Consider the following 736-nt stretch of genomic DNA (forward strand, 5'->3'; position numbering starts at 1 on the left):
CTTGTGGTCCTTGGGCTCCGTCAGCACCATCAATACCGTCTGTACCCGCTGGTCCTTGAGGGCCCATTGGGCCTGGATCACCTTGTGGTCCTTGGGCGCCATCAGCACCATTAATACCATCGGCTCCTGCTGGTCCCTGAGGTCCTGTTGGACCCTGTGCCGCGAGTCCGGTGTCTACCCCTCCAATTTCCCAATTACCATTTGTTCCGATCATCGGTGTATCTCCATCCACACCATCTACACCCTTAGATATAACGACACTATTTGAACCATCACTAATTGTTACAGTATCATCTCCATTATCAGTGACAGTGACAGATGCGCCCGCATCACCAGTATCCCCTTTTGGACCTGTTAAATTAGGAGAAATATAAGTTGTGTTATCTGTATAAGTAATCGTAAATACTCCATTTCCATCTTCCGTGATCGAAGCAATCCCAACACCGTCATCACCTTTATCACCAGCGATTCCTTGTGCTGAAACCCCTGTATCAACACCGTCGATTTCCCAATTGCCACCGGCTCCGATAACCGGAGTATTTCCGTCAGCTCCATCAGCACCTGTTGGCCCTTGAGGTCCTGCTGGACCGGCCTCTCCTTGAATTCCTTGTGGTCCCTGAGCTCCGTTAGCGCCATCGGCTCCCGCTGGTCCTTGAGGGCCCATTGGGCCTGGATCACCTTGTGGTCCTTGGACGCCATCTGCACCATCGGCACCATCGGCTCCTGCTGGTCCCTG

Annotated in this window: 1 pseudogene; it reads right to left on the reverse strand. The window is 52.7% G+C overall.

From position 1 onward, the window contains the following. A pseudogene (locus MWU32_RS00405) lies at window positions 1-736 on the reverse strand (collagen-like protein); the annotation flags it as partial.

The organism is Gelidibacter sp. F63206, from assembly GCF_023015735.1.